At 46.6% G+C, this 19,942-nt stretch carries 19 protein-coding genes; 4 read left to right on the top strand and 15 right to left on the bottom strand.

The genetic code is table 11. The features are described 5' to 3' along the window. Positions 1–46: 46 nt before the first annotated feature. Positions 47–400 carry a hypothetical protein gene (locus J2Y43_RS32860; protein WP_309993475.1) on the top strand — a complete coding sequence of 118 codons (354 nt, stop codon included), beginning with the start codon at positions 47–49 and terminating at the stop codon, positions 398–400. Positions 401–828: 428 nt separating this feature from the next. Here J2Y43_RS32860 and J2Y43_RS32855 read toward each other — a convergent pair whose 3' ends face one another. The 15 genes from J2Y43_RS32855 to J2Y43_RS33695 all read right to left on the bottom strand — a co-directional run bounded on the left by J2Y43_RS32855 (position 829) and on the right by J2Y43_RS33695 (position 13,238). Beyond that, on the bottom strand, positions 829–1,611 hold the full coding sequence (locus tag J2Y43_RS32855) for a hypothetical protein (RefSeq protein ID WP_309993473.1): 783 nt from the start codon (positions 1,609–1,611) through the stop codon (positions 829–831). Between the two features lie 27 nt (positions 1,612–1,638). Then, positions 1,639–2,469 (bottom strand): conjugative transposon protein TraN, encoded by an 831-nt coding sequence (gene traN / locus J2Y43_RS32850; protein ID WP_309993470.1) that lies wholly within the window; start codon positions 2,467–2,469, stop codon positions 1,639–1,641. Continuing rightward, positions 2,459–3,790 carry a conjugative transposon protein TraM gene (gene traM / locus J2Y43_RS32845; RefSeq protein ID WP_309993467.1) on the bottom strand — a complete coding sequence of 444 codons (1,332 nt, stop codon included), beginning with the start codon at positions 3,788–3,790 and terminating at the stop codon, positions 2,459–2,461. Before traM ends, traN begins: the two co-directional genes overlap by 11 nt. Then, positions 3,768–4,181, bottom strand: a complete 414-nt coding sequence (locus tag J2Y43_RS32840) for a hypothetical protein (RefSeq protein ID WP_309993463.1) — start codon at positions 4,179–4,181, stop codon at positions 3,768–3,770. Before J2Y43_RS32840 ends, traM begins: the two co-directional genes overlap by 23 nt. A 5-nt stretch (positions 4,182–4,186) precedes the next feature. Next, complete coding sequence (gene traK / locus J2Y43_RS32835) at positions 4,187–4,804, bottom strand: conjugative transposon protein TraK (RefSeq protein ID WP_309993459.1); 618 nt, start codon at positions 4,802–4,804, stop codon at positions 4,187–4,189. Positions 4,805–4,809: 5 nt separating this feature from the next. Then, positions 4,810–5,910, bottom strand: a complete 1,101-nt coding sequence (traJ, locus tag J2Y43_RS32830; protein ID WP_309993457.1) for a conjugative transposon protein TraJ — start codon at positions 5,908–5,910, stop codon at positions 4,810–4,812. 11 nt (positions 5,911–5,921) lie between these two features. Continuing rightward, entirely contained in the window at positions 5,922–6,551 is a 630-nt protein-coding gene (locus J2Y43_RS32825) for a TerB family tellurite resistance protein (RefSeq protein ID WP_309993455.1), read from the bottom strand. Positions 6,552–6,557: 6 nt separating this feature from the next. Next, positions 6,558–7,181, bottom strand: coding sequence for a hypothetical protein (locus J2Y43_RS32820; RefSeq protein WP_309993453.1), 624 nt, complete (start codon positions 7,179–7,181; stop codon positions 6,558–6,560). A gap of 30 nt (positions 7,182–7,211) precedes the next feature. After that, positions 7,212–7,889, bottom strand: coding sequence for a conjugal transfer protein TraI (locus J2Y43_RS32815; RefSeq protein WP_309993450.1), 678 nt, complete (start codon positions 7,887–7,889; stop codon positions 7,212–7,214). A gap of 17 nt (positions 7,890–7,906) precedes the next feature. Next, positions 7,907–10,369 (bottom strand): TraG family conjugative transposon ATPase, encoded by a 2,463-nt coding sequence (locus J2Y43_RS32810; protein WP_309993448.1) that lies wholly within the window; start codon positions 10,367–10,369, stop codon positions 7,907–7,909. Then, positions 10,350–10,691, bottom strand: coding sequence for a DUF4133 domain-containing protein (locus J2Y43_RS32805; protein ID WP_309993445.1), 342 nt, complete (start codon positions 10,689–10,691; stop codon positions 10,350–10,352). Before J2Y43_RS32805 ends, J2Y43_RS32810 begins: the two co-directional genes overlap by 20 nt. A gap of 45 nt (positions 10,692–10,736) precedes the next feature. Then, positions 10,737–11,009: a DUF4134 domain-containing protein gene (locus J2Y43_RS32800; protein WP_309993488.1), complete on the bottom strand. Its 273-nt coding sequence runs from the start codon at positions 11,007–11,009 to the stop codon at positions 10,737–10,739. 145 nt (positions 11,010–11,154) lie between these two features. Next, positions 11,155–11,667: a hypothetical protein gene (locus J2Y43_RS32795; RefSeq protein ID WP_309993443.1), complete on the bottom strand. Its 513-nt coding sequence runs from the start codon at positions 11,665–11,667 to the stop codon at positions 11,155–11,157. 255 nt (positions 11,668–11,922) lie between these two features. Next, a complete protein-coding gene (locus J2Y43_RS32790) occupies positions 11,923–12,897 on the bottom strand; it encodes a hypothetical protein (RefSeq protein WP_309993441.1) in 975 nt (324 codons plus the stop codon). A gap of 107 nt (positions 12,898–13,004) precedes the next feature. Continuing rightward, positions 13,005–13,238, bottom strand: a complete 234-nt coding sequence (locus tag J2Y43_RS33695) for a helix-turn-helix domain-containing protein (protein WP_409014531.1) — start codon at positions 13,236–13,238, stop codon at positions 13,005–13,007. 488 nt (positions 13,239–13,726) lie between these two features. Between J2Y43_RS33695 and J2Y43_RS32785 the strand changes: the two genes are divergently transcribed. The 3 genes from J2Y43_RS32785 to J2Y43_RS32775 are packed head-to-tail and all read left to right on the top strand — an operon-like array spanning position 13,727 to position 19,867. Continuing rightward, on the top strand, positions 13,727–17,005 hold the full coding sequence (locus J2Y43_RS32785; RefSeq protein ID WP_309993438.1) for a SusC/RagA family TonB-linked outer membrane protein: 3,279 nt from the start codon (positions 13,727–13,729) through the stop codon (positions 17,003–17,005). 10 nt (positions 17,006–17,015) lie between these two features. Next, positions 17,016–18,401: a RagB/SusD family nutrient uptake outer membrane protein gene (locus J2Y43_RS32780; protein WP_309993433.1), complete on the top strand. Its 1,386-nt coding sequence runs from the start codon at positions 17,016–17,018 to the stop codon at positions 18,399–18,401. Positions 18,402–18,418: 17 nt separating this feature from the next. Beyond that, the gene (locus tag J2Y43_RS32775; RefSeq protein ID WP_309993430.1) at positions 18,419–19,867 is read left to right on the top strand and encodes a TlpA disulfide reductase family protein; all 1,449 of its coding nucleotides are present in this window, start codon (positions 18,419–18,421) and stop codon (positions 19,865–19,867) included. Positions 19,868–19,942: the final 75 nt, after the last annotated feature.

Raw genomic sequence — 19,942 nt, 5'->3', positions numbered from 1 at the left:
AGGATCGTAACTCCGACGAGTTTTCACCAACTTTTGGTCTTTCATTTTGCATCATGTTGAGCAAAAATGTGTCCCGCTTTTCGGAGCCACCTCAAAAAGCCATATTCCAGTTGGGGACAGCGAGACGAAAGACACCTTGATGTATTTCTTCAGAGGAGTGGTTTCTCTCGCCCAAGTCTACTATAAGGACGATTTGAAAAAAGGTATTCCGATCAGAGCGGTGTTCATAACTTCGGGAAATTTCTGGGATGATAGCCTTGCTGCACTGGAAAAATTGAGTTGGAGCAAGCTTAAGTCGTCGAAGATGGAAATATCATATGCTCGTGACGGATTACTTAGATTATTAGAAATTAACTCATACAACAAAGAAAAGAATATCATCAAGAAATATTTCAAATAAAGAAAGTTCCATACAATGCAAATCTTATTTCGTCGTCTACTAGTCTTTCCGAAATTAGTTTGTCAAGTTCGGCTTTCCAGCTTTTCTTACAGCAGTGTATTAGCCTAGTAGCACCGGATTGACGTTCAACAGCACAAATATCTGACTTGGCAGCCTACTATAAAAAGATGGTACAAACCGCAAGTAACCACCGTCGCACAGATCTTTTATTAATTTGGTATATGTAGAAGAACTTGCAATTTTCGCACTCTTCATAATCTGTTGGTTGTAAGCCTTAAGTGGAGTTGCTTTTCCTTGCATAAACCAGCTAGTTAAAATGACGACATACACGGCTATGTGTGAAGTGCCGAGGTAAGGATCCTTGCCGGCTCGATCCAGGAATTGCGCAATTAGTTGGGGAAGGTGAGAGATGTCGGTTGGATTGATCATCATTTTATGCCTCTTCTTTTTCCTTGGTTATCTTCGACCACTTCGTTCGACGGAAGCCTGTTTTTAGCGCTATTTTCCTGACCTTTGTCTTGACTTTCCCCAGCTTTTTGACTGGGTTCAATAGCCTGCCGCAGGCGTTTTTGATTCTGATCATAAATCGTAACAGATTTGAATTGTGGGTTGGCCTCAATAAAACGCTTTTGTTCACCGTCTTCCCCTTTAAACGTTACTGCCTGTCTGTTACCTCGTTCCAGCGATTCTAAAAGCCTGACACGTTCCTTTGGGTCAAGTAGCTCTTTCAGCGGAAATTTTTCAAGCGTTTTTTCCAGTTCAAATCCGTACTCAGGGCTGAATTGACGCATTTTGTAGTTGCCAGAGACGGTCGTTTCTTTGAAGTCGAGCTTGACCCAGGCGTTGTGTATCTGGCCGTCCTTGTTTACTAAGTCTTTGTTGACCGATCGCCCGTCAAGCAGGTTATAGGCCTCTTTTTGCGTAATATTTCTTCCTTCGTTGTTCATATAGAACGTCTGGCTGATCTTTACATCTGAACCAGGCTTCGCAAGCTCGGCCCGATAGTTGTTAAAAAAGTACATATCAGAGTTAGTCGACTTTTTGAAATTCAGCGAGACGGATAGCTCATCTTTACCATACGCGGTCATTTGTTTGATACTGAACTCGTTTTGAGCTTTCATCAGGTTGTCGCGCAACTGAGCTTGGGCGTCCTCACCAAAGCCAGTGTACTTTAATTGGTCCTTCAGGTAATCATGGTTCTTCTCGTTCATAACTTTATTGTTTTAATGGTTCGTGATTTAGAGCGCTGAAACGCCTCTCAATTGCCTGGCATTTAGCTTGATTCGGAGATGCCTGGCGCCGCCTTTCTCATGGACCTCAATGGTGAATTGTTTAGCCCTCGGTAAGGTCATTTTCGGAATGGCGATCACCAGCGATCTTTGCTCAGATCCCTTGACTTGGCTCAGTTCCACGGACATTTTTACTGGCAGGATCTCGCTATGCTGGGATGCTGTTCGTTTTACCTGCCTTCGGTCTGCGACGAACATCCTTACACTTTCGACCTCGTAGTCGATTGCAGATTTGTTATCCAGTGATACTCTAAGCAGCATTAACTGCTCACTGATGAAAAGTCCTTCTAGTACCGCCGAGACCCCTCCGCCGCTCGATCGTTTTTTGAGATTGGTTGGGTGCCGACTTGCCAAATCGATGGCTTCACTAATTTGACGTTCGTCTATGCCACTGACGCTTTTTGCGCTGCGACTTGATGCCGGGTTTGATAGCAGGATTAGCGAGCTTGGTTCTTTCCGATAGCTAACCTCAAAGCTGTAAATCGCCCCGTCAGAAGTGATGACAATCAGGCTTGTGGGTGGTATGTCCTTCTGAGCGGCTTTTAAGAGCAGTACGTTTTGCGTCCCCTTGGCTTTCTGGGCAAGAATCTGAGTGCTGCCGCGATCCACCGAGGTAATCGAAAAAGGGAAAATGACCGCCACAGTCCTTTCGGCACTGATTTCAACAGGATGGGATTCAATTGCAAAAAATTGAATTGGCTGAGCGGGTGCCGGTTGTGTAAAAAACAGCGCTGCAAGCAACGAACAAATGATGGGATAGTACGCCTTGTTACTTTTCATGGCTAGATAGGATTTGAGTTTGCGTATTAGTATCGTCACGCAGGATTACCTTATATCCTTCCTGAAGTGTGACCTGCGTCAGACGCGTCTTTCGGCCCAACAACGTTCTGCCGATCTGCATACCTGCGTTGGCAGCTTGTGCACCCAGCGAGAATCCCCCAACATCGTAGTCGGCACCCTGAACCTGGCTACCTAAGGCCTGCTTCGTAACATTTCGCGAAATAGTACCTGGTATGTAGATGCCTTCAATACCGTCAAGGTCATATACTCCCAGATTCACAGGCAGAATCTTCTCATTTGAGCTGATCGAAGTGATCTTGATTTTGAGACGTTCACCCGACAGAGACGCGATTCCGTAAATGAAAGTGTTTTCTGGTATGGCCTGTCCGCTCACATTGATTGGCCGGGTCAACCTCAATTGGACCGTGGCGCCGGAGACGAGTTGTTGTGTTTTTTCGATGACCGCCGTTAGCCCTCCATTTTCCGGTTCGACCTCCTCTTCATTCAATCCAAAAAATCCAACAACAGTGACTTGATTTGCTAGCATTACTGAATCCTTGGAATTTTGCCCGGATAAAATTGAAACGATATTTTCCTTGCCCAATACAGTCACTGGAAGTGATGGGCGGGCTGTGGCAATTTGATTAGAGGAAAGCAGTTGCGCAGTTTGGTCCGGGTTTTGAATTGCCAGAATCTTGTCTAGCATGCTATTAAGTTGCGCTAACTCGGGATCCACCTCTTCAGCATGCGTTTGCAGTTCGCTTGGTTTTAAAAGCGCTTCAAGTCTTGCGATGTCCTTTTGTTCAACCGGGCTGCTGGGAGGGACAATATCTCGGCCTTTCGCGGCGAATGTCGGCGAATGCGTGGAAGTCATTGCCTTTTCCAGGTCTCGAAGCTTTTGCTGTACCTGAACTTCATGGTTCGAATGCTCTCTCGCAACTTGTGAAGTTAGGCCGCGTCCTTTCTTTTGCTGATCAGGCGCGTCCAAACCCCTCAGATGGGAATAGAGCGTGTCAATAGGAGTTATTAAAACATCACCATTTCGATAGGGATCGCGTTTGATCTGCTGTATTCTGAGCGCCGAGTCCTGATCGGCTTTCCGATAATACTGCCATTTGTCCATTGCCGGTTCGTCTTTAAGTGAAGCATCAGGAAGGCTTAGTTGTAATCCGGAGGCAACAGTGGTCACTTGCTCAGATTTAAGATTCTTCACTACCAGGACCCAATAAATAAAAGTCAGAAATGGCAGGGCTAGTAGCGGAAGGAGGAGGTAGAATTTCCTTCGTCGGAGATATTCTTCAGTGTAATTGAGCGTTTGCATGGTCCTTGTTTTTTTGTGTTTCTAAATTTCTAATGCTGTCTGCTGTAATCGCCTTGTCAAGGCTATCCAAATAGATCTCCAAGGCGTGCTGCCTGGCAACACCCTGAGGAGCTGTGATCCTTTCTCCCAGGAATGTGTTGTTCAGATCGATCTTGAAGATTGTTGGCTGCGCTGGAAAAATTCCCTGGTAGAACAACACGCCGGCGATAACGGCACCCACGACCGAAAGCGCCACGACCAAAATTAACTTACCGATGCCGGGATACCTGGAAGCGAATGCACGGGCCTTTCCGGTCAACCTGGCAATCAGAGGCCGGGATTTCGCGGGCGTTGATCTAGCGCTGGGCCTTATTCTTCCACCTGCTTTCGCTGGTTTGAATTGATAAAACATATTTGCTATCTGTTTTGAATTTGGATGTCCTTATTCTCAATCGTTTGCCAGCGCTCGATCAAAAACCCGTGTGGATTGTTATCGCTTCGTGCTACAGAGCGCAGGTATCCTTCCGTAACCAGACTCCGGGACACGACCGACGTTGGCCGGACAATACGCTGGATGGCCCTGCACTGGAAGTGGTAGGGGTGAGCTTCAAGCTCAATCTGAATGCTATCAATCTGAATGTCCTGAGAGACATTACCGGAAATGATACCGGAGAAAAATCCGGATTCCCTTAAATCTTCGTACTGTTTTTTCGCAGAAGCATCAGACAGGTAAAGGGCCTTGGAGATATTGCCGGTAATGACTTTGTCATCTGGCGCCAACGTGAAGAATAGCCTATGGAAGGTGGCGACATGATCCCTGGCCTCGACGGAGATGTTGTCTTTACGTTCTGAGGCGTAAGCTTCCAACACCTTGCCGCTCGCTAAAATGTAGACTTTTTGCCGGGAGTCGCTGGCAGCACTGAGTCCCAGGTAAATCGCCGTCGCAGCGACAATAGCGCACGAGATAACGACTGCAATCGAAAATGCCCGGATATGCCTGAAGGCGCGGTCAATATCTTTCGTTTTTGTGAACATAGTGATTATGATTTTGAGCTATTAGTCGTGCGTGTGCCAAAGACAGAGTGAGAAGGCGTCGCCATGCGACCAGCTGAGCTGATGGTGCTTCCAAAAATGCTGGTCGTTTTATGCAGTAGTCCGTTCGGCCCGCCAGCGTGGATAATGTAGCCTGCGACGGAAGGGACGGCGAAGTACCCGACGATGCCAATGATCAAAAAAATCAAATAGGCCATGTCATGGGCGTTGAAAAACGTGTCTCCCGAACCTTCGATCTGACGGATGTCCATGGCAATCATCTTTTCCTGGATCTTCCCGATAATTGCTCCGAAAATGTTTGCGACGGGAAGCCACAAATAGATGTTGATATACCTTGCGATCCATGCTGTCAATGTGTGCTGAAAACCGTCGAAGACGGAAATCCCGAACGCCAGTGGGCCAATGATGGCCAACACGATCAAATGAAACGTGCGAATGGTGTTGATACACAGCCCTGCAGCTTCAAAGACCACTCGTAAGATCTCGCTGAGCGCTGCCTTGATAGAATTGCGGAAATTGTAGGATTGCTTTGCCATGTAAAATTTAATATCGTTGGCTATGCCGTCCGTAAATCCTTCCGAATAACTGTCTCCATACATGTATTTCAGCCACTTTTCCCGGTTCCCCTTGCTATCATCACCCACATACATTTCCCAGAATTGTGAGCTCTTAATGGCATCTTCCTTTTTTTTCAATAGCAGGCTAATTGCCGCATCCGAGTCTTTCACCATGCCTGAAGTACCACGGACAGCAGGGGAGAGGACCCCGTTGATTAAGCTGATCACCGACGGAAAGATCAGGATTGCAAAACCTAGTACAAAAGGCCGTAGCAGAGGGTAGAAATCAACTGGCTCTGCACTGGCCAAATGTCGCCAGATGCGGTGACCGATGTAAAAAATCGCGGCGAATGCTGCAATCCCGCGCCCAACACTGATAAGCTTTTCACATAGTGGAAGCATTTCGGAATAGAGTTCGTCAAGTACGCCATTTAACCCGCGGATCTGTGCTTCATACCCTTGCCCATATCCGTTGGTGACAGACAACATGCCGGTCAACAGGGTAATGCCGACTGGTTTAAAAGTTTTCATGCGGATGTCTTTTAGGGAGTGATGCCATAAACTTCCTTCACCGTACCATTTGAGGCTGCCTCGTCTTTCCGCTGCAATGCAAGGAGACTATTGTTGCTGTTGAAATGCCTTAGGAAGACTAGCTTACCAGACATATCCTCGTACAGCGCGTCGATCATCGAAAGCCGTTCGTCGTCGGAGGCTCGCAGCTTTTTGGCGGTGAGTACGTCAGTAAGTACGTCCAGGTTTTTTATGCTTCCTGCAATCAGCTCGTCGTAAACCTTTGTAAGGTATGCAAGCTCGTCTGTACTGAATTGCCCGGATGCGTTTAGCAGGTTCAAGCTCTGTTTACTCTCGCGCAAAAGCGCGAGTTGCAGTTCAACGATATCCTTTATACGTCCATAGCTTTTTACGCCGGGACTGGCCTGAAGCAAAGCGTCTAGAAAAGCCTCGTGCAGTTTAAAGTTCCCTCGTGCAATGTCGCGGATCTTGGTGTAACCCTCGAAAAGAATTTCGTAACCCTTTTTGAGCTCTTGCAGAATTTTGCGTAGCTCGCGCAGCTTTTCCAGATTCAGGATAAGCTGTGTTACTTCTTGCGTCTGTGCATGCGAGTAATTGGGTGCTGCCGAAAGGAGCAGCAGGAGGAAGAAAATCCGTTTCATGGTTTATCAGTTTAATCCGTGTAGTGCGCGGCGGTTTTCAAGGTCATTGATCTCGTTTTTGACTTGTTCACAGATCAGACCGACTTGTCTGCGAAGATCTTGGGCGAAGAGGTAGTTCTTTTCAAATTCCTCATAGAAGAACTCGATCCTGTGGATCCTTTCCTCATCACTCATCGATAGCTGTCCATCGCGGATTACTGCGAAAAACCCATAAAAGAGCACCTGGCAATCGTCGTAGAGCTTGGTGAGCGCCAGTGAGAATTGCTTCTTTTGTTCGGGACTAAGACCTTCGCACGTCTCTAATCGCGCTGGCAGCTTTTCGCAAATCTCATTCACCGAGCCATGCAGGTCAGAAATGTGTTGCAGACGCGGCAATGAGGTAATCCCCGATTTTACGATCAAAAGGCTGTCAAACCGGTTTTTGTGCAGTTTGAATTCCCCACTTTTAATTTGATGAATTGTGTTCAGGCCCTCCTTGGCAATTTTGTAGCCCTCTTTGGTAAGTTCCAGGTAAATTTTTAGCTGGGCGATTTGCTCTTTCAGGTATTCGCGTTGCGTTCGGTTTTGCCGAAACCATTCTTTGAAAAGCTGCGCTCGGCTATCGATTCCTGACAAGGCAAGCAAAAGCATTAGAAGTAAATGTTTGCTGTTCATTGCGCTTTATTCCAAACCGTAAAGTGATTTGACAACCTTTGCATCAAACTCATTTCGTGCCCTTGACAAGCTAAGGATCTTATTTTCTTGATTGAAAGAGCTCAGTGCATCGTAAATCTGATCGGTGGAAGCGGCAGACCGGTCTATTATTTCCAGACGTTTCACATCGGTCATTTCAAGGGTGAACGATTTGACAACCAGTTCCAGTAGCTCGGCAGCCCTTCCCGTTTCGCTGAGCATTCCCTGATACACCTTTTGCATGTGGGCGAGCTCTTGCGAGCTGAAATGTTTGTCGTTTCGAAACAGCGCCCACGCGGTCTGGTACTGTTTAAGAATAGCCACCTGCTTGTCAGCTATCGCTTTGATGCGGAAGTAGTAAGAGACGACCGCTTTTACCTTTTTAAGTTCCTCATAGTACTCCTTATATAAATCGCGCTGTTTTTTTACCCAATCCTCAATTTCGTCGAGTTTGAGTTTGGCCATTGTGTTTTCAATTGCCTTTTGGGCATTTTGAAGTCTGATTTGCCGATTCTGTCTTCTTTGGACCAACAAGTCCATAGCGCGGACAACCCGTTTTACAGCCTGTTTGATAATTTCCGCCCAGGGAATTGCCGCCTCGGCCTGCTTGACTGGTGTCGCTGTGAAAACCACCAGTAATAACATGAATGCAATCTTCCGTACCATATCCTTGACATTTGTTCTCACATATTTTTAGCTCGCATTTCATCCGCAAGCACCTTAATGCCTTGTTCTATGCTGCCGAGCCTTGCCGTATACTCAGCGACTTTCAGTTTCTCTGTCTGCTCAGTCGTGTATGTCAGGTATTCTTCTGGGCTCACTTCTGTCCTGTAGACTTTTGAAAGTGTCCCACCAAGGCTTATAAAGACTTCTTTGTAGCGCAGCAGAGGATCGTTTGCTTTGTTGACCGATAAGACCAGAGACTTTTCCTTTTCAGTAAGCCCGAGCAGCTCCTGAATCTGATCGAACTTGTTTTGGTACTTTGCTTGGTCGAGCAGTATTTTACAATCCGAATTATTAATGATCGCTTGCTTGACAATCGGAGAAGAAATGATGTCTTCCACTTCCTGGGTGACCACAATGGCTTCGCCGAAGAATTTGCGGACAGTTTTAAACAGATATTTGATGTATTCGGCCATGCCTTCTTTGGCGATCGCCTTCCAGGCTTCTTCGATCAGGATCACTTTCCGGATTCCCGACAGCTTTCTCATCTTGGAAATAAAGACCTCCATAACGATGATCGTCACAATAGGGAACAAGATTGGGTGCTCCTTGATATTATCTAGTTCGAAAACAATAAATCGTTCCTGCAAAAGGTCAATATTCTCGCGGGCATTGAGCAGGTAGTCGAATTCCCCGCCCCGGTAATAAGGCCTGAGAACATAGAGGAAGTTACCCATATCAAAATCCTGTTCCTTGACCTGATCGGTTTTGAGTACGAGCGTGAATTCCGCTGACAAAAACTCGTAGAATGTGTCAAAGCATGGAAATACATTCTCAGCCTCCACCTTCCGGTAATAAAGGGTAAGCGCATTGGAAAGGGCGACATATTCTGACCGTTTGAAAGGCTCATCGTCTTTTTTCCATAGTGCAAGCAGCAAAGTCTTGATGCTTTCCTTTTTCTCGGTATCAAGGACGTCTCCTTCTGAAACGTAGAACGGGTTGAACTTGATCGGGTTTTTCTCATCGTAGGTGAAGTAATACCCTGAAACCATGTCGCATAGCCCCTTATAGCTATGCCCGACGTCAACCAGCACTATGTGTGCTCCTGACTCGTGATAGCTGCGCACCATATGATTGGTAAAAAAGCTTTTACCGCTGCCGGATGGGCCTAAAATAAACTTGTTACGATTTGTGCAGATGCCTTTTTTGATTGGTTCGTCGGAAATGTCCACTAGCACAGGCTTCCCGGTTAGCCTATCGCCCAGCCGGACACCGAACGTGCCCGTTGATGAGCGGTAAGGGGCTTCCATATTAAAGAAGCAGGCTGCTTGCTCTGCGAACGTGTCAAAAGTGTCGTTCATCGGAAAGTCGCCCGCATTTCCCGGGATGCCCGCCCAGAAAATCTGGGGGGCGCCGGAGGTCTCCAGTTTTGCGGACGTATCCATTTGGGCCAATGCCGATGAGACCATGCTTTTAAGTTCCTTGATCGCTGAGGCGTCCTCAGTCCAGGCCAGCACATTGAAATGCGCTTTTACCGGCAGACGTTGCTCGCGTATTGCTTCATTGAGGAAATCATTGGTCGCATCAAGCGCCAGGCTATTTTCTCTCGCGTACAGCGACAGCGATTGTAGTCTCAGCCGCTTGCTTTCGAGTCTTTTAAGTGTTTTGTCGGTGTCTCCAACAAACACGAACTGATTGTAGATGTGGTTGCAATGCAGTAGCTGGCCCAATGGGCTCGCAAAACCGATGTTAAACTTGGTTCGATCGGTCGAATAGCGCTCGTAAGTCGTTTGGGCCGAGCACTGGGATGGCAGGTCCGCGGCATCCGCCAAGGAATATAGGCTGCACTGTCGGTCGCCGACCTGAATGCTATTTTTGAAAATAAAATCTTGTAAGATCCGCTGATCCTTTTCAGTAATCAGAAAAGCATACCGCTCTACCATTCCTGTTTTTCGGGGCTGGCTGAGCAGATCCTCGTCCTTTAATTGTCTGAACTTGGCCAGACCGCTGTCCTCAATGATTTGCTTGAATTGTCCGCAGCTATCCATGAATTCGTCGAGTGCCCCCTTTTGTAGTGTCTGCCGGGGGACAATCGTAGGCCTGACAAGATTTGAAACCAGCGAGCTTGAAACCTTCCTTTCGTCTGGCGACTTGGTCAGCATCACATAACACTGATGTTCCAGGTAAGGTCGGTTCGCAAAGAAACGGTCACTGCTTTGACTTAGAAAACTGCTGATGCCCAAACCAGTGGGTCTAATGCGTTTTGCCATGAACCAATCCTGTTTTTGGACCACGGATCTGGATGGTAAAACCTTTATTGCCTTTACCCAAGCCTGGTGGAAAGCTTCATACTGCGCGTCCGATAGCGTAAAAATTTCAGGCAGTTGAACTTGAAACGCCATCGTCACGTCTCCTTCTTTCGAAAGTATCAGATCGTGCTCAATATCCAGAATTGGGAGAACATCATTTAGCATTCTTTCCATTATTGACACCTGGTTTGATGAATTTTGCTCTCGAAGTTGATTTTACTAGCCTTGGCAGTTGCCTTGCAGCCATCGCCTTGGTTAGGCCGTGCTCACCGTATGTCTGGCTTAAATGATAAACTGCCGTCATCGCAGCCGCTGCCAGGACTACTGTCAGCAAAAGGCTGATATAAGTATTTATCCCGCATACGTACATGATCGCATAAAGAATCATCACACCGAACATCGCCCCGCCCATGTACCAGATGTACTGTCCTTTGAGGCCGCGGAAGACAATGCTGCGATTGATCCCCTTGTTAATCGGGTAGCTCTTATTAGGCATAGTAGTCTGTGTTAAGCAGTAACCTTATCCGTTATACGCTCGGTGTTACAAGCCGAAAAATGATTGAAGAACAGTAGCCACCACCACTAAAAAGATGCAGCTGCCAAACCAAGCCGCAGCTACTTTTCCTGTGTCCTGATCACCTGCATTCCACTTTTGAAAAACCTTCACTGCGCCTACCAGCCCAAGCACTGCGCCGATCGCGTACATCAGGTTCGTCCCTGGTTCGAAGTAGGAACGTACCTGCGAATCGGCCTCCTGAATTCCTGCTGCACCATCTTGCGCCCATGCATTGATCGATCCGATCAGACCGGCCATTGTTAACGTAAGGGTAAACCATACCCCTGGATTCTTTCTCCTCGTTTTCATACTCCTCTATCCGTTTTAGTTGAACATTCTCGTGTATCCCCTTGCAGGCGCCTTCCGCTGCTACGGAAGGGCCATGCGTTAGGGCGGGCTTCCATCACACCACCTTTCTCCAAACCTCAATTGTCTCACCCTCGCTGAGGTGTATGGAGCCGTATTTTGCGCATTCAGTGGCAATGCAGTTGTTGACCGCGGTCTGAAATGCTGTGCCTTTGAGCACCGAATAGTCTTTAATTATCATTTCAAGCATTAGAAGCAGGTCCTGTTTGCTGTAACCCTTTTGTTGCGCTTCCTTGATTTCGGAAGACAGGTGCGCCATTAAACCCTGGGCTTTTTCGAACATTTCTTCGTTTTGCCAGACTGGTGGCTCGTTGTCTTCCAGCTGACTTGGTACTGAAAATGGCACGCTGTCCTCGCTGTGGTGCGCGGCTCGGGTTGGAATCGAAGGAGCACTTGCTGCTTCGCTATGCCTGGGAGCCGGCTGCTTGCTCTTTTTCATCCGCGCCTTAATGTCTGGCAGGAAGAATCGCCAGCCAAGAAACGTGTAGTAGACCAGCGCAGACAGTATCGCAACAATTGCATAGGTTTTCCATGGATGCTCGATGATCATGACGACAGTTATTTGTGATGATGATGATGATGATGATGATGCTTGCCATCGGAAGATGTGCTGAAGCCTTTCTGCCGATGTTGTGCTACAAAGTAACTGACCGTTTGGGGTTGCAAAAAAGTACAACTTTTGTTGCAACCCTTTTGCAACCCCAAGTCAAGTGAAGGCTCCTTGGTAGGGTGTTTAGCTTAATTGGGCAGATTTGTCTAGGAACCTGTCGATCTTAGGAATACGAAAACACGCTTAGTGGCGAACCTAATTTTGAAGACCTGGAACTTTGAAGTCAGGGAAGAACTGGTACATACTTTGTTTTTCTTGTTCAGTATGTAGAGTGTAATGAAATATGTGCGTGAACTTTCGTTCGACATGCGAACTGTAGAATTGGCAGTTTAACTGCTCTACGGTAGATAACTCCATTGAAATGGAGTTTATTCCCAGTACATAGCATTCTAGATACCCTTGATGTCCCAATTTTGGAAATGACTCTTTGTAAATTACATTATAGTCTGGCCTAAAATATCTAATTAGGGCTGCTTCTGCCAAATTTATTTCCTGGCTAGGACCAATTCCTTCTTTTGTTAACTTTTGGAATAATTTGTCTTTTTGGTCTTCCAGAAAGTCATTTTTTGAATCTGAAAGTCCATCCAAAGAAGTAGCTATGGTTTGAGAGAATGAACATAAAACGAGCCAAACTTCGCAATCAGGATTTTTCTGAGAAGTGTCAGCATAAATGGTTTGCAGAGTAGAGTGATTTAGAATTCTTGCTGGCGCAGTTCTGGAGCCTTCTCTGCCATAAGATTGTCCAACGTATACAATCTCCAAATCGAGGTAATCATCCTCAACTTGGTAGTTCGACGCAGTTTGAGCCATTGCAGCCGCCTTTAATCTTAATAGTTTTTGTCCATTTAATTTAACTGTTAGAAAGCTAAAAGGGTATGGGCAATCCCATTCAATGGTTTTAATCTCATAGTTATGGAACATCGAATATGTATGATTCTCAACATTTGCCTGTCTTTGCACCCTTATGCCGAGCGTAATAACTCCATCATTAATCTCTATTCGGTCTGGGTCAAACGAGATCCGCGGCCTTTTGCAAATTAAATAGATATGTGGCTGTGAGTCCTCAGGAAAATACGATAAGTCAGCGGATATCAATTCTGACTGCTGGAGGATCATGGCCCTGTCCAAACTTAATATGATGCCGAATTCAATCGGGTCACGTTGTTTCATGTTTGAAGATCTCCCGAGTTGTTGAAATCCGGCCAGATTGGCTCGAGAGGCTAATTAGCCGTAAAAGGGTTCACCAGTGTAAAGCAGATTATCTCAAAAATCTAATACTAGAGTGGAAAATCCGGTAGGAAATCTTTGGGGGAACAATTAAGAATTTTAGCCAAATCATTTATCCGGCGAAGGCTATATTTGTCATCTGTTTTTGTACTTTCAACTAGACCGACCCAGCCTTCGGAGGCGTTCAAAAGGTGGGATAATTCCTTTTGAGAAATCCCAAGTTCAATCCTGCGAGCTTTCACTCTATCTATTACATACTGTTCCAATTCAGTTAGTTTCGCCATTCAGCGAAAGAATAGCTGATAAAGAAAATTTATACATAGCTATGGCTATGTTTTTATTATTTTATTATATTTGCTGAAAGACATATGGGCGGGGCTTATCTCACAGAACCGCACTTGCGACACTTCAAATTATTCGAAGGCATCGCTTTGAGTCTCGTAATCGAAACCTAGGAAATTTTGATATGCACGGGATGATAAGTAGATTAGCTCACGACCCGGGCGTGGGCAAACTTATCTGTGCAAAGGCTTCCTAGGGCCCCGATTACTTGTAGGTTTGACTCCACGCCCTTTTCCGGAAATGGGATTGGATTCAAACTAATCGAGTGACATAGTAGCTTGTTCCATTCCGCTCCTGAGCGGCAAAACCGATTTCTTGCCATGTTCTGCTCCTTGATTTTTCAGCTAATTATTCGCAAGCCTCAGTAGGTTTGCCGGTCAGATGCCATCCTTTATTTCTGGTTTTATTATCACTCCTTACTGACCAAGCAATGAAACAGCTTTATTGCCGAAGGGGAGGGCTATGCTTTGGCTACGTCCTGCTTCTGACACCTATTTGTATCATTTTGTTTTTAACCAATTCGCTTGCACAACAGTCGTTTACCGTTTCTGGACAGCTTAACGCCGCTGGGGATCCCCTTCCAGGGGCGAATGTCCAAATTAAAGGCGCAGGCATCGGAGCCACTACCGATGGGCAGGGTAGGTTCAAATTGCAGGTTCCGGCCGACACTGCGAGAATTATCTTTTCGTATATAGGATATAGTTCGGTAGATACCTTGGTCTTTTTACCTCAGCGATCACAGCTGATCATTACCTTGATTGCAGACGTTGCCGTGCTCAACGAGGTAGCCGTTACTGGGTATCAGATAATTCCTAAGGAGCGTTCAACGGGGTCTTTCGTGCATGTCGACAACGCCTTAATTAACCGGTCGGTTTCTACAAATCTACTTGAAAGGCTTGTGGGGAATGTGTCTGGCCTGGCAGTGCAAGGGCAGGGCGTTAACCCTACGGGGGCAAACCCGCTTTCAAGGAGTTTGGGAATCCGCATCCGCGGAGAAAGCACTTTGGCGGGCTCAACATTTGTGAGCCGCGACCCCTTGATCGTTGTAGATAATTTTCCTTTTGAAGGAAGTCTTGCAAACATCAATCCCAATGACGTAGAATCCATGACAATTCTACGGGATGCGGCAGCAGCATCGATCTGGGGAGCGCGCGCCGGAAATGGCGTGATCGTTATTGTGACCAAAAAGGGTAGCAAAAATCAGGCGCTAAAAACCGAATTGACAGCCAACCTGGGTTTTGTCTTTAAACCGTACGTATTTAAAGATCCCAATTACCTGGCTGCGGCAGACTACATCGGTGCGGAACGAGAGCTTTTTAACCGCGGATTTTTCAATTCCGATATCAGAGGTGGCGGAAATAAGCCCATTATATCTCCTGTTGTCTCGATTCTTGCAGCAGAACGCGATGGGCAGTTGTCTTCTGAGGCAGCCCAAAATCAACTTGAAAGGTTTGCATCATTAGATGTAAGGCGGGATTTTGAGAGGTACATTTATCAAACCGCAGCGCGTCAACAGTATGCCTTGTCCCTTAGCGGCGGCTCTGCCAAATCAACCTATCGAATTTCTGGTGGCTACGACTACAACAAGCAAACAGTGGTAGGCAATACGGACAACCGCTTCACCCTGACATCCGAAAATACCCTTATGCCTGTTCGCGGACTGGACGTTAGTCTCGGATTACATTACAGCTCCAATACGACAGATGAACACAACCACCAGAATCAATGGGGCTCAATTGTTCCTGGCGGCAAGTATGGTGACCTTTATCCATATGCTCAATTGGCCGACCAGCAAGGCAATCCGCTTTCCGTACCGAAAGACTTTGGTCAGGTATACAAGGCATCAACAGTAAGCGCCGGATTACTGGACTGGGAATACCGCCCTCTTCAAGAGGCTGCAATCGGGAGCAAGAAGAGCAAAACGACAGATTTGCTGCTGAAGTCTTCGATCTCGTACGCATTTAAAAGCTGGCTGCGTGCCCAGGCCCAATACTCTTTTGAAAGGCAATCAATCACAGCCCAGTTGCTCAATACGGCCGACAGTTATTACAGTCGCGACCTGATCAACCGGTTCACCCTGATTAATGCTGATAGCACGCTCACTAAACAAGTGCCTGATGGGGGAGTGCTTCGATTGAATCAGGCGGAATACTTTTCCCATAATGGACGGCTGCAACTCAATGCGGACAAGACTTTCGGATCCAGTAGCATTAATCTACTCGCTGGGGCAGAGATTCGTGAACTGAGGACATCGGGATTTGACAGGGTTTCCTACGGCTACGATCCCAGAACCGGAGTGAGTGCAAATAACCTGGATTTTTCCAAAGCATTGTCTACGCAGCCTTCGGGGTTGGCGATGATACCTGGGCCAGAAGGGAGCATGCAGGGATTTGTGAATCGGTTTATCTCATATTACGTAAACGGGTCTTACTCTTACAAAAGGCGATACGTGATTTCAGCAAGTGCCCGCAGGGACGGCGCTAACATTTTCGGGGCCAGGACAAACGATAAAGTGACGCCGCTATGGTCGGTAGGAGGGGCCTGGACAGTGTCCAATGAACAGTTTTACAGCGCGGCCTGGATGCCGTTGCTGAAATTAAGGGGTTCCTACGGATCTGCGGGAAATGTCTATCAAGGCTCAGTCTACGCCACGGGAACCTATTTCACCAACAGCCTGACAGGTTTACCTGCCATCACCGAGTTATTAGCACCCAATCCAAATCTTCGCTGGGAAACTGTCAAGACATTGAATCTGGCAGTTGAATTCGCAACTCGTTCGGAAAGGATTTCCGGCAGCCTGGAGTTCTATGTCAAAAAAGGGACCGATTTAATCCAGCGGTTGACACTCGCGCCATCAGCGGGTTTCAGCTCGGTTTACGGCAATGCTGCGGGTACCACCACGAAAGGATTTGATTTGACGCTTCATACCGAAAACATCAAAGGAAAACTGGGATGGCAAACCGTTTGGCTGGTGAGTCATCTCAAAGACCGGGTTGACCGTTATGACGCGGTACCGACTGCGAACAGCATTCAATCGCAAGGCGAGACCCGAATTGCCGTTAAGGGTAAGCCTCTCTACTCTGTCTACAGTTATGCATGGAACGGAATCGATAATAATGGAGATCCGTTGGGAACGTTCGGTGGTGAAAACAGCAAAGAGTACGCTAAAATCATATCGAATTTCCAACCAGATAGCCTCGTGTTCAATGGGTCCGGCGTTCCCACATGGTTTGGGTCGGTACGCAATGATTTGAGCCTTGGCCCATGGTCGCTGTCCTTTAATATTACCTACAAATTGGGTTACGTTTTCAGGCGTACCTCGACCAGCATCAACTACACCGAAGTTTTGGCAGGACGGGCGCACAAGGATTATCTTGACCGGTGGAAGGCCCCTGGTGATCAGATGCAGACAAGCGTGCCCGCACTCGCTTATCCTTCTAATACACCCCGCAACACGTTCTACCAATATTCATCCGCTTTGATCGAAAGAGGTGACCATATCCGCCTTCAAGATATAAGGCTGGCTTTCGATCTGGGATCGGTTGTTAAGCGGTTACAGAGCGCCCAAATTTATACGTACGCGAGTAACCTCGGTATCCTATGGCGGGCAAACAAACTCGGTCTAGACCCAGATTATGTCAGCGTCAGCTCCCGGCACAGATTGATTACGCCCGTTTCGATATCATTTGGTTTTAGAACAAGTTTTTAAATTTTCTAAAATGAAAAATCTAAAAAGCCTATTTCTGGCAACAACATTAGCCATTTTTTCGACTTGCTGCCAGAAGCAAAATGAATGGCTTGATGTAAAAAGGAGTCTTTCGGATGTTGCTCCCAGCACCCTCGCCGATATGCAAGCCATATTGGACAATTCCAATTTTTTTAATGCCAGTTATTCCATGCTGGCACTTTTGGGTACGGACAATTTATATCTTTCTGATAAAAATTTGTCAGCGATCAGTCAGATTGAACGAAACGTATACCTATGGGCGAAAGATCTGTTTCAGACAGCGCCCTCCACTGATTTTTCCTCTGGCTACGTTAAAATTTCCGCAATCAACATTGTACTCGAGGGGCTGGACAAAATGAAGTTATCTGGCGCAGAGCAATCGATGGCAAGCCAGATCGAAGGACAGGCTCGATTTCAAAGGGCATTTGCCTATTACTCTCTTGCCCAACTGTTCTGTAAGCCCTTTCACGCCCAAACTGCATCGACTGATCTAGGGCTGCAGTTACGAACCTCTTCTGACCCTAATATCGTCGTTAAGCGATCTACTGTTGCCCAGACCTATGATTTTATCTTATCAGATCTAAACAGGGCACTCGAAATTCTGCCGGAAAGCCCTACACATTTGACCAGGCCTGGAAAGCGGGCGTGTCGCGGGTTAATGGCCAAGGTATATTTGGCGATGGGGGACTATGAAAATGCAAAAAGATTCGCCGATCAGGCCCTGGGTAGCAAATTCGATTTGCTGGATTTTAATAGTGAGATTATTAAAAAAGATGATCCTTTTCTCTTCCCTGCATATTCAAACCCGCACCAGAACCCGGAACTTGTTTTTTATGCGGCTTCTCAATCTTGGGCGTCCATGTGGCCAGTTTATGGGGTAGCTAATGTAGACAGTACGCTCTACGATTCTTATTCCGCCGGCGATCTGAGAAAGACAATGTTCTTTCGGCAAGATTCGGAAGGCAGGCCAATCTTCACAGGTTCATACACTGGTACTTATTACAATTTTGGCGGCATCGCCATAAACGAGATACTGTTGATCCTGGCAGAATCATTAGCCAGGACCGGAGATGCAGATGGCGGATTAGCTCTCGTAAATAAATTGCTTTTTTCCAGGTTTAAAACTGGGGCCTTTAAGCCGTATATACATCATGGGGAACAATCTTCCCTCAGGATCATTGTCGACGAACGCCGCAAGGAATTGGCTTTTACCGCGCAGCTTCGTTGGGAAGATCTCCGTCGGCTTCCACCTCAAAAGCCGTTGACTCGCCTCTATCAGGGAGTTCGATATGAATTGGGCGCGGGTGATCCAAGATGGGTGTTTCCCTTCCCCGATCAAGAAGTGAACCTTAGCTCCATTGAGCAAAATATACGCTAACTAAATCATCATAAAAAATGAGAAATCTCTTTTTAGCAACCCTGCTGATAGGGTTGAACGGGATTGTTTTTGCATCAAAAATGAACCTGACGGTCACTTACGACCAAGCGAAGGCCAGTGATTCGCTGTTCCTGGAGTACCATGGCACCTTCTTTCCGCAGGTTCTGAAACCGCACCTGCTGACCGCAGTGAGGAGAGATGACGGCACCTATCGATTCAGTGTGGATATAGAAGGCCCGGTGCGATTCTCTATTCTCAAGCGAATAGATGAAAGCCTAAGTCCATCCGTTTCTGGGATTACATTTAGCCATGACATCATCCTTTATGAGTATTACTGGCAGGGTGAAGGCGACTTAACGATAGATATCAAGAAAAGGCCGGGAAGTGCCCCGCAAAATAATCAACCGGATTATGATTTTGCATACACCTTTCAGGGATATAGGGCACAACAACATCGTGCAAAGGCATTGTCAGATTCGGCATTTCACAGGACAGGGTCAACGCGGAAGGAACAGGCGAACTATCTCGCACCACAAGCCAAAAAGATACGCGCTGGGATCGCGGTGCTGGATTCGTTTAAACCGGTACTGACTGATGGGGAATATCAACTTTTGAAAGCAGATATTATTTATAAAAATCCTCTATACAAGCTCCGTGACCTCAGGGTAAAGTTGGTCGCTATGTCGCCCGAGCAAAAGGCTGATGCCCTTGCCCAAATAGATAAATATTTTGATTGGGGAATTGATCCGCAAATCCTTGCTAAAAGCAGGTCATATCTTTATTACTGGTTTGAGCGGTGGAAGTTGGGGCAGTCTTCATCTGGGAACAAATTTGACGCCGATGCTTTGCTGGATTCATTGCTTGTAGGACAGCAAAGCCTTCTGGCAGACAGGAAGATTACTTACGTCATTGCGTTGGGACAGGTCAAGAGTAACGCTTACTATCTGGCACAAGCGCGGGGCAAAATTCAGGACCTGGACTGCATCAATGTTTTGACCTCCATGGACGTCAGGGCGGAGGGTAAGGAGATGTTTGATTTTGAATTGCAGAACACAAGCGGGAAACTCGTAAAACTTTCCGACTTTAAGGGGAAAACTGTCTTAATCGATTTCTGGTATACCGGATGCGGAGGCTGTGAGCAATATTATGGAAAAGTACTTTCCAATGTTGAAAAGGAATTACATGGAAAAGACATCGAATTTATCTCCATATCGATGGATCGGGGAAAAGAGCGATGGATGAAGAGTATCAAGAGCAACCAATATACCTCCGAACATGCAACGAACCTGTACACTGGCGGGGTAGGTTTTAGGCATGAAGTCGCGACTCGTTACGGGATTTCTTCATTTCCCACACTAATCGTCGTTGACAAGGAAGGGAAAATTGCTGATTTCGATTCCAAAGACCTGCACGTTTTGGAAAGCGACAATCTTACAGCTATTTTGAAAACAATAAGCACCCGCTAATTAGGAGAAAAGGGAATCCCGTTAGGAATTCCCCTCCTTTTTCAACCGTAGCGAAAATCGTTACCTCTTTCCTTT

The organism is Dyadobacter sp. BE31 (genome assembly GCF_031457695.1).
Lineage (GTDB): Bacteria > Bacteroidota > Bacteroidia > Cytophagales > Spirosomataceae > Dyadobacter.
This window is presented reverse-complemented; position numbering and strand designations above follow the sequence as displayed.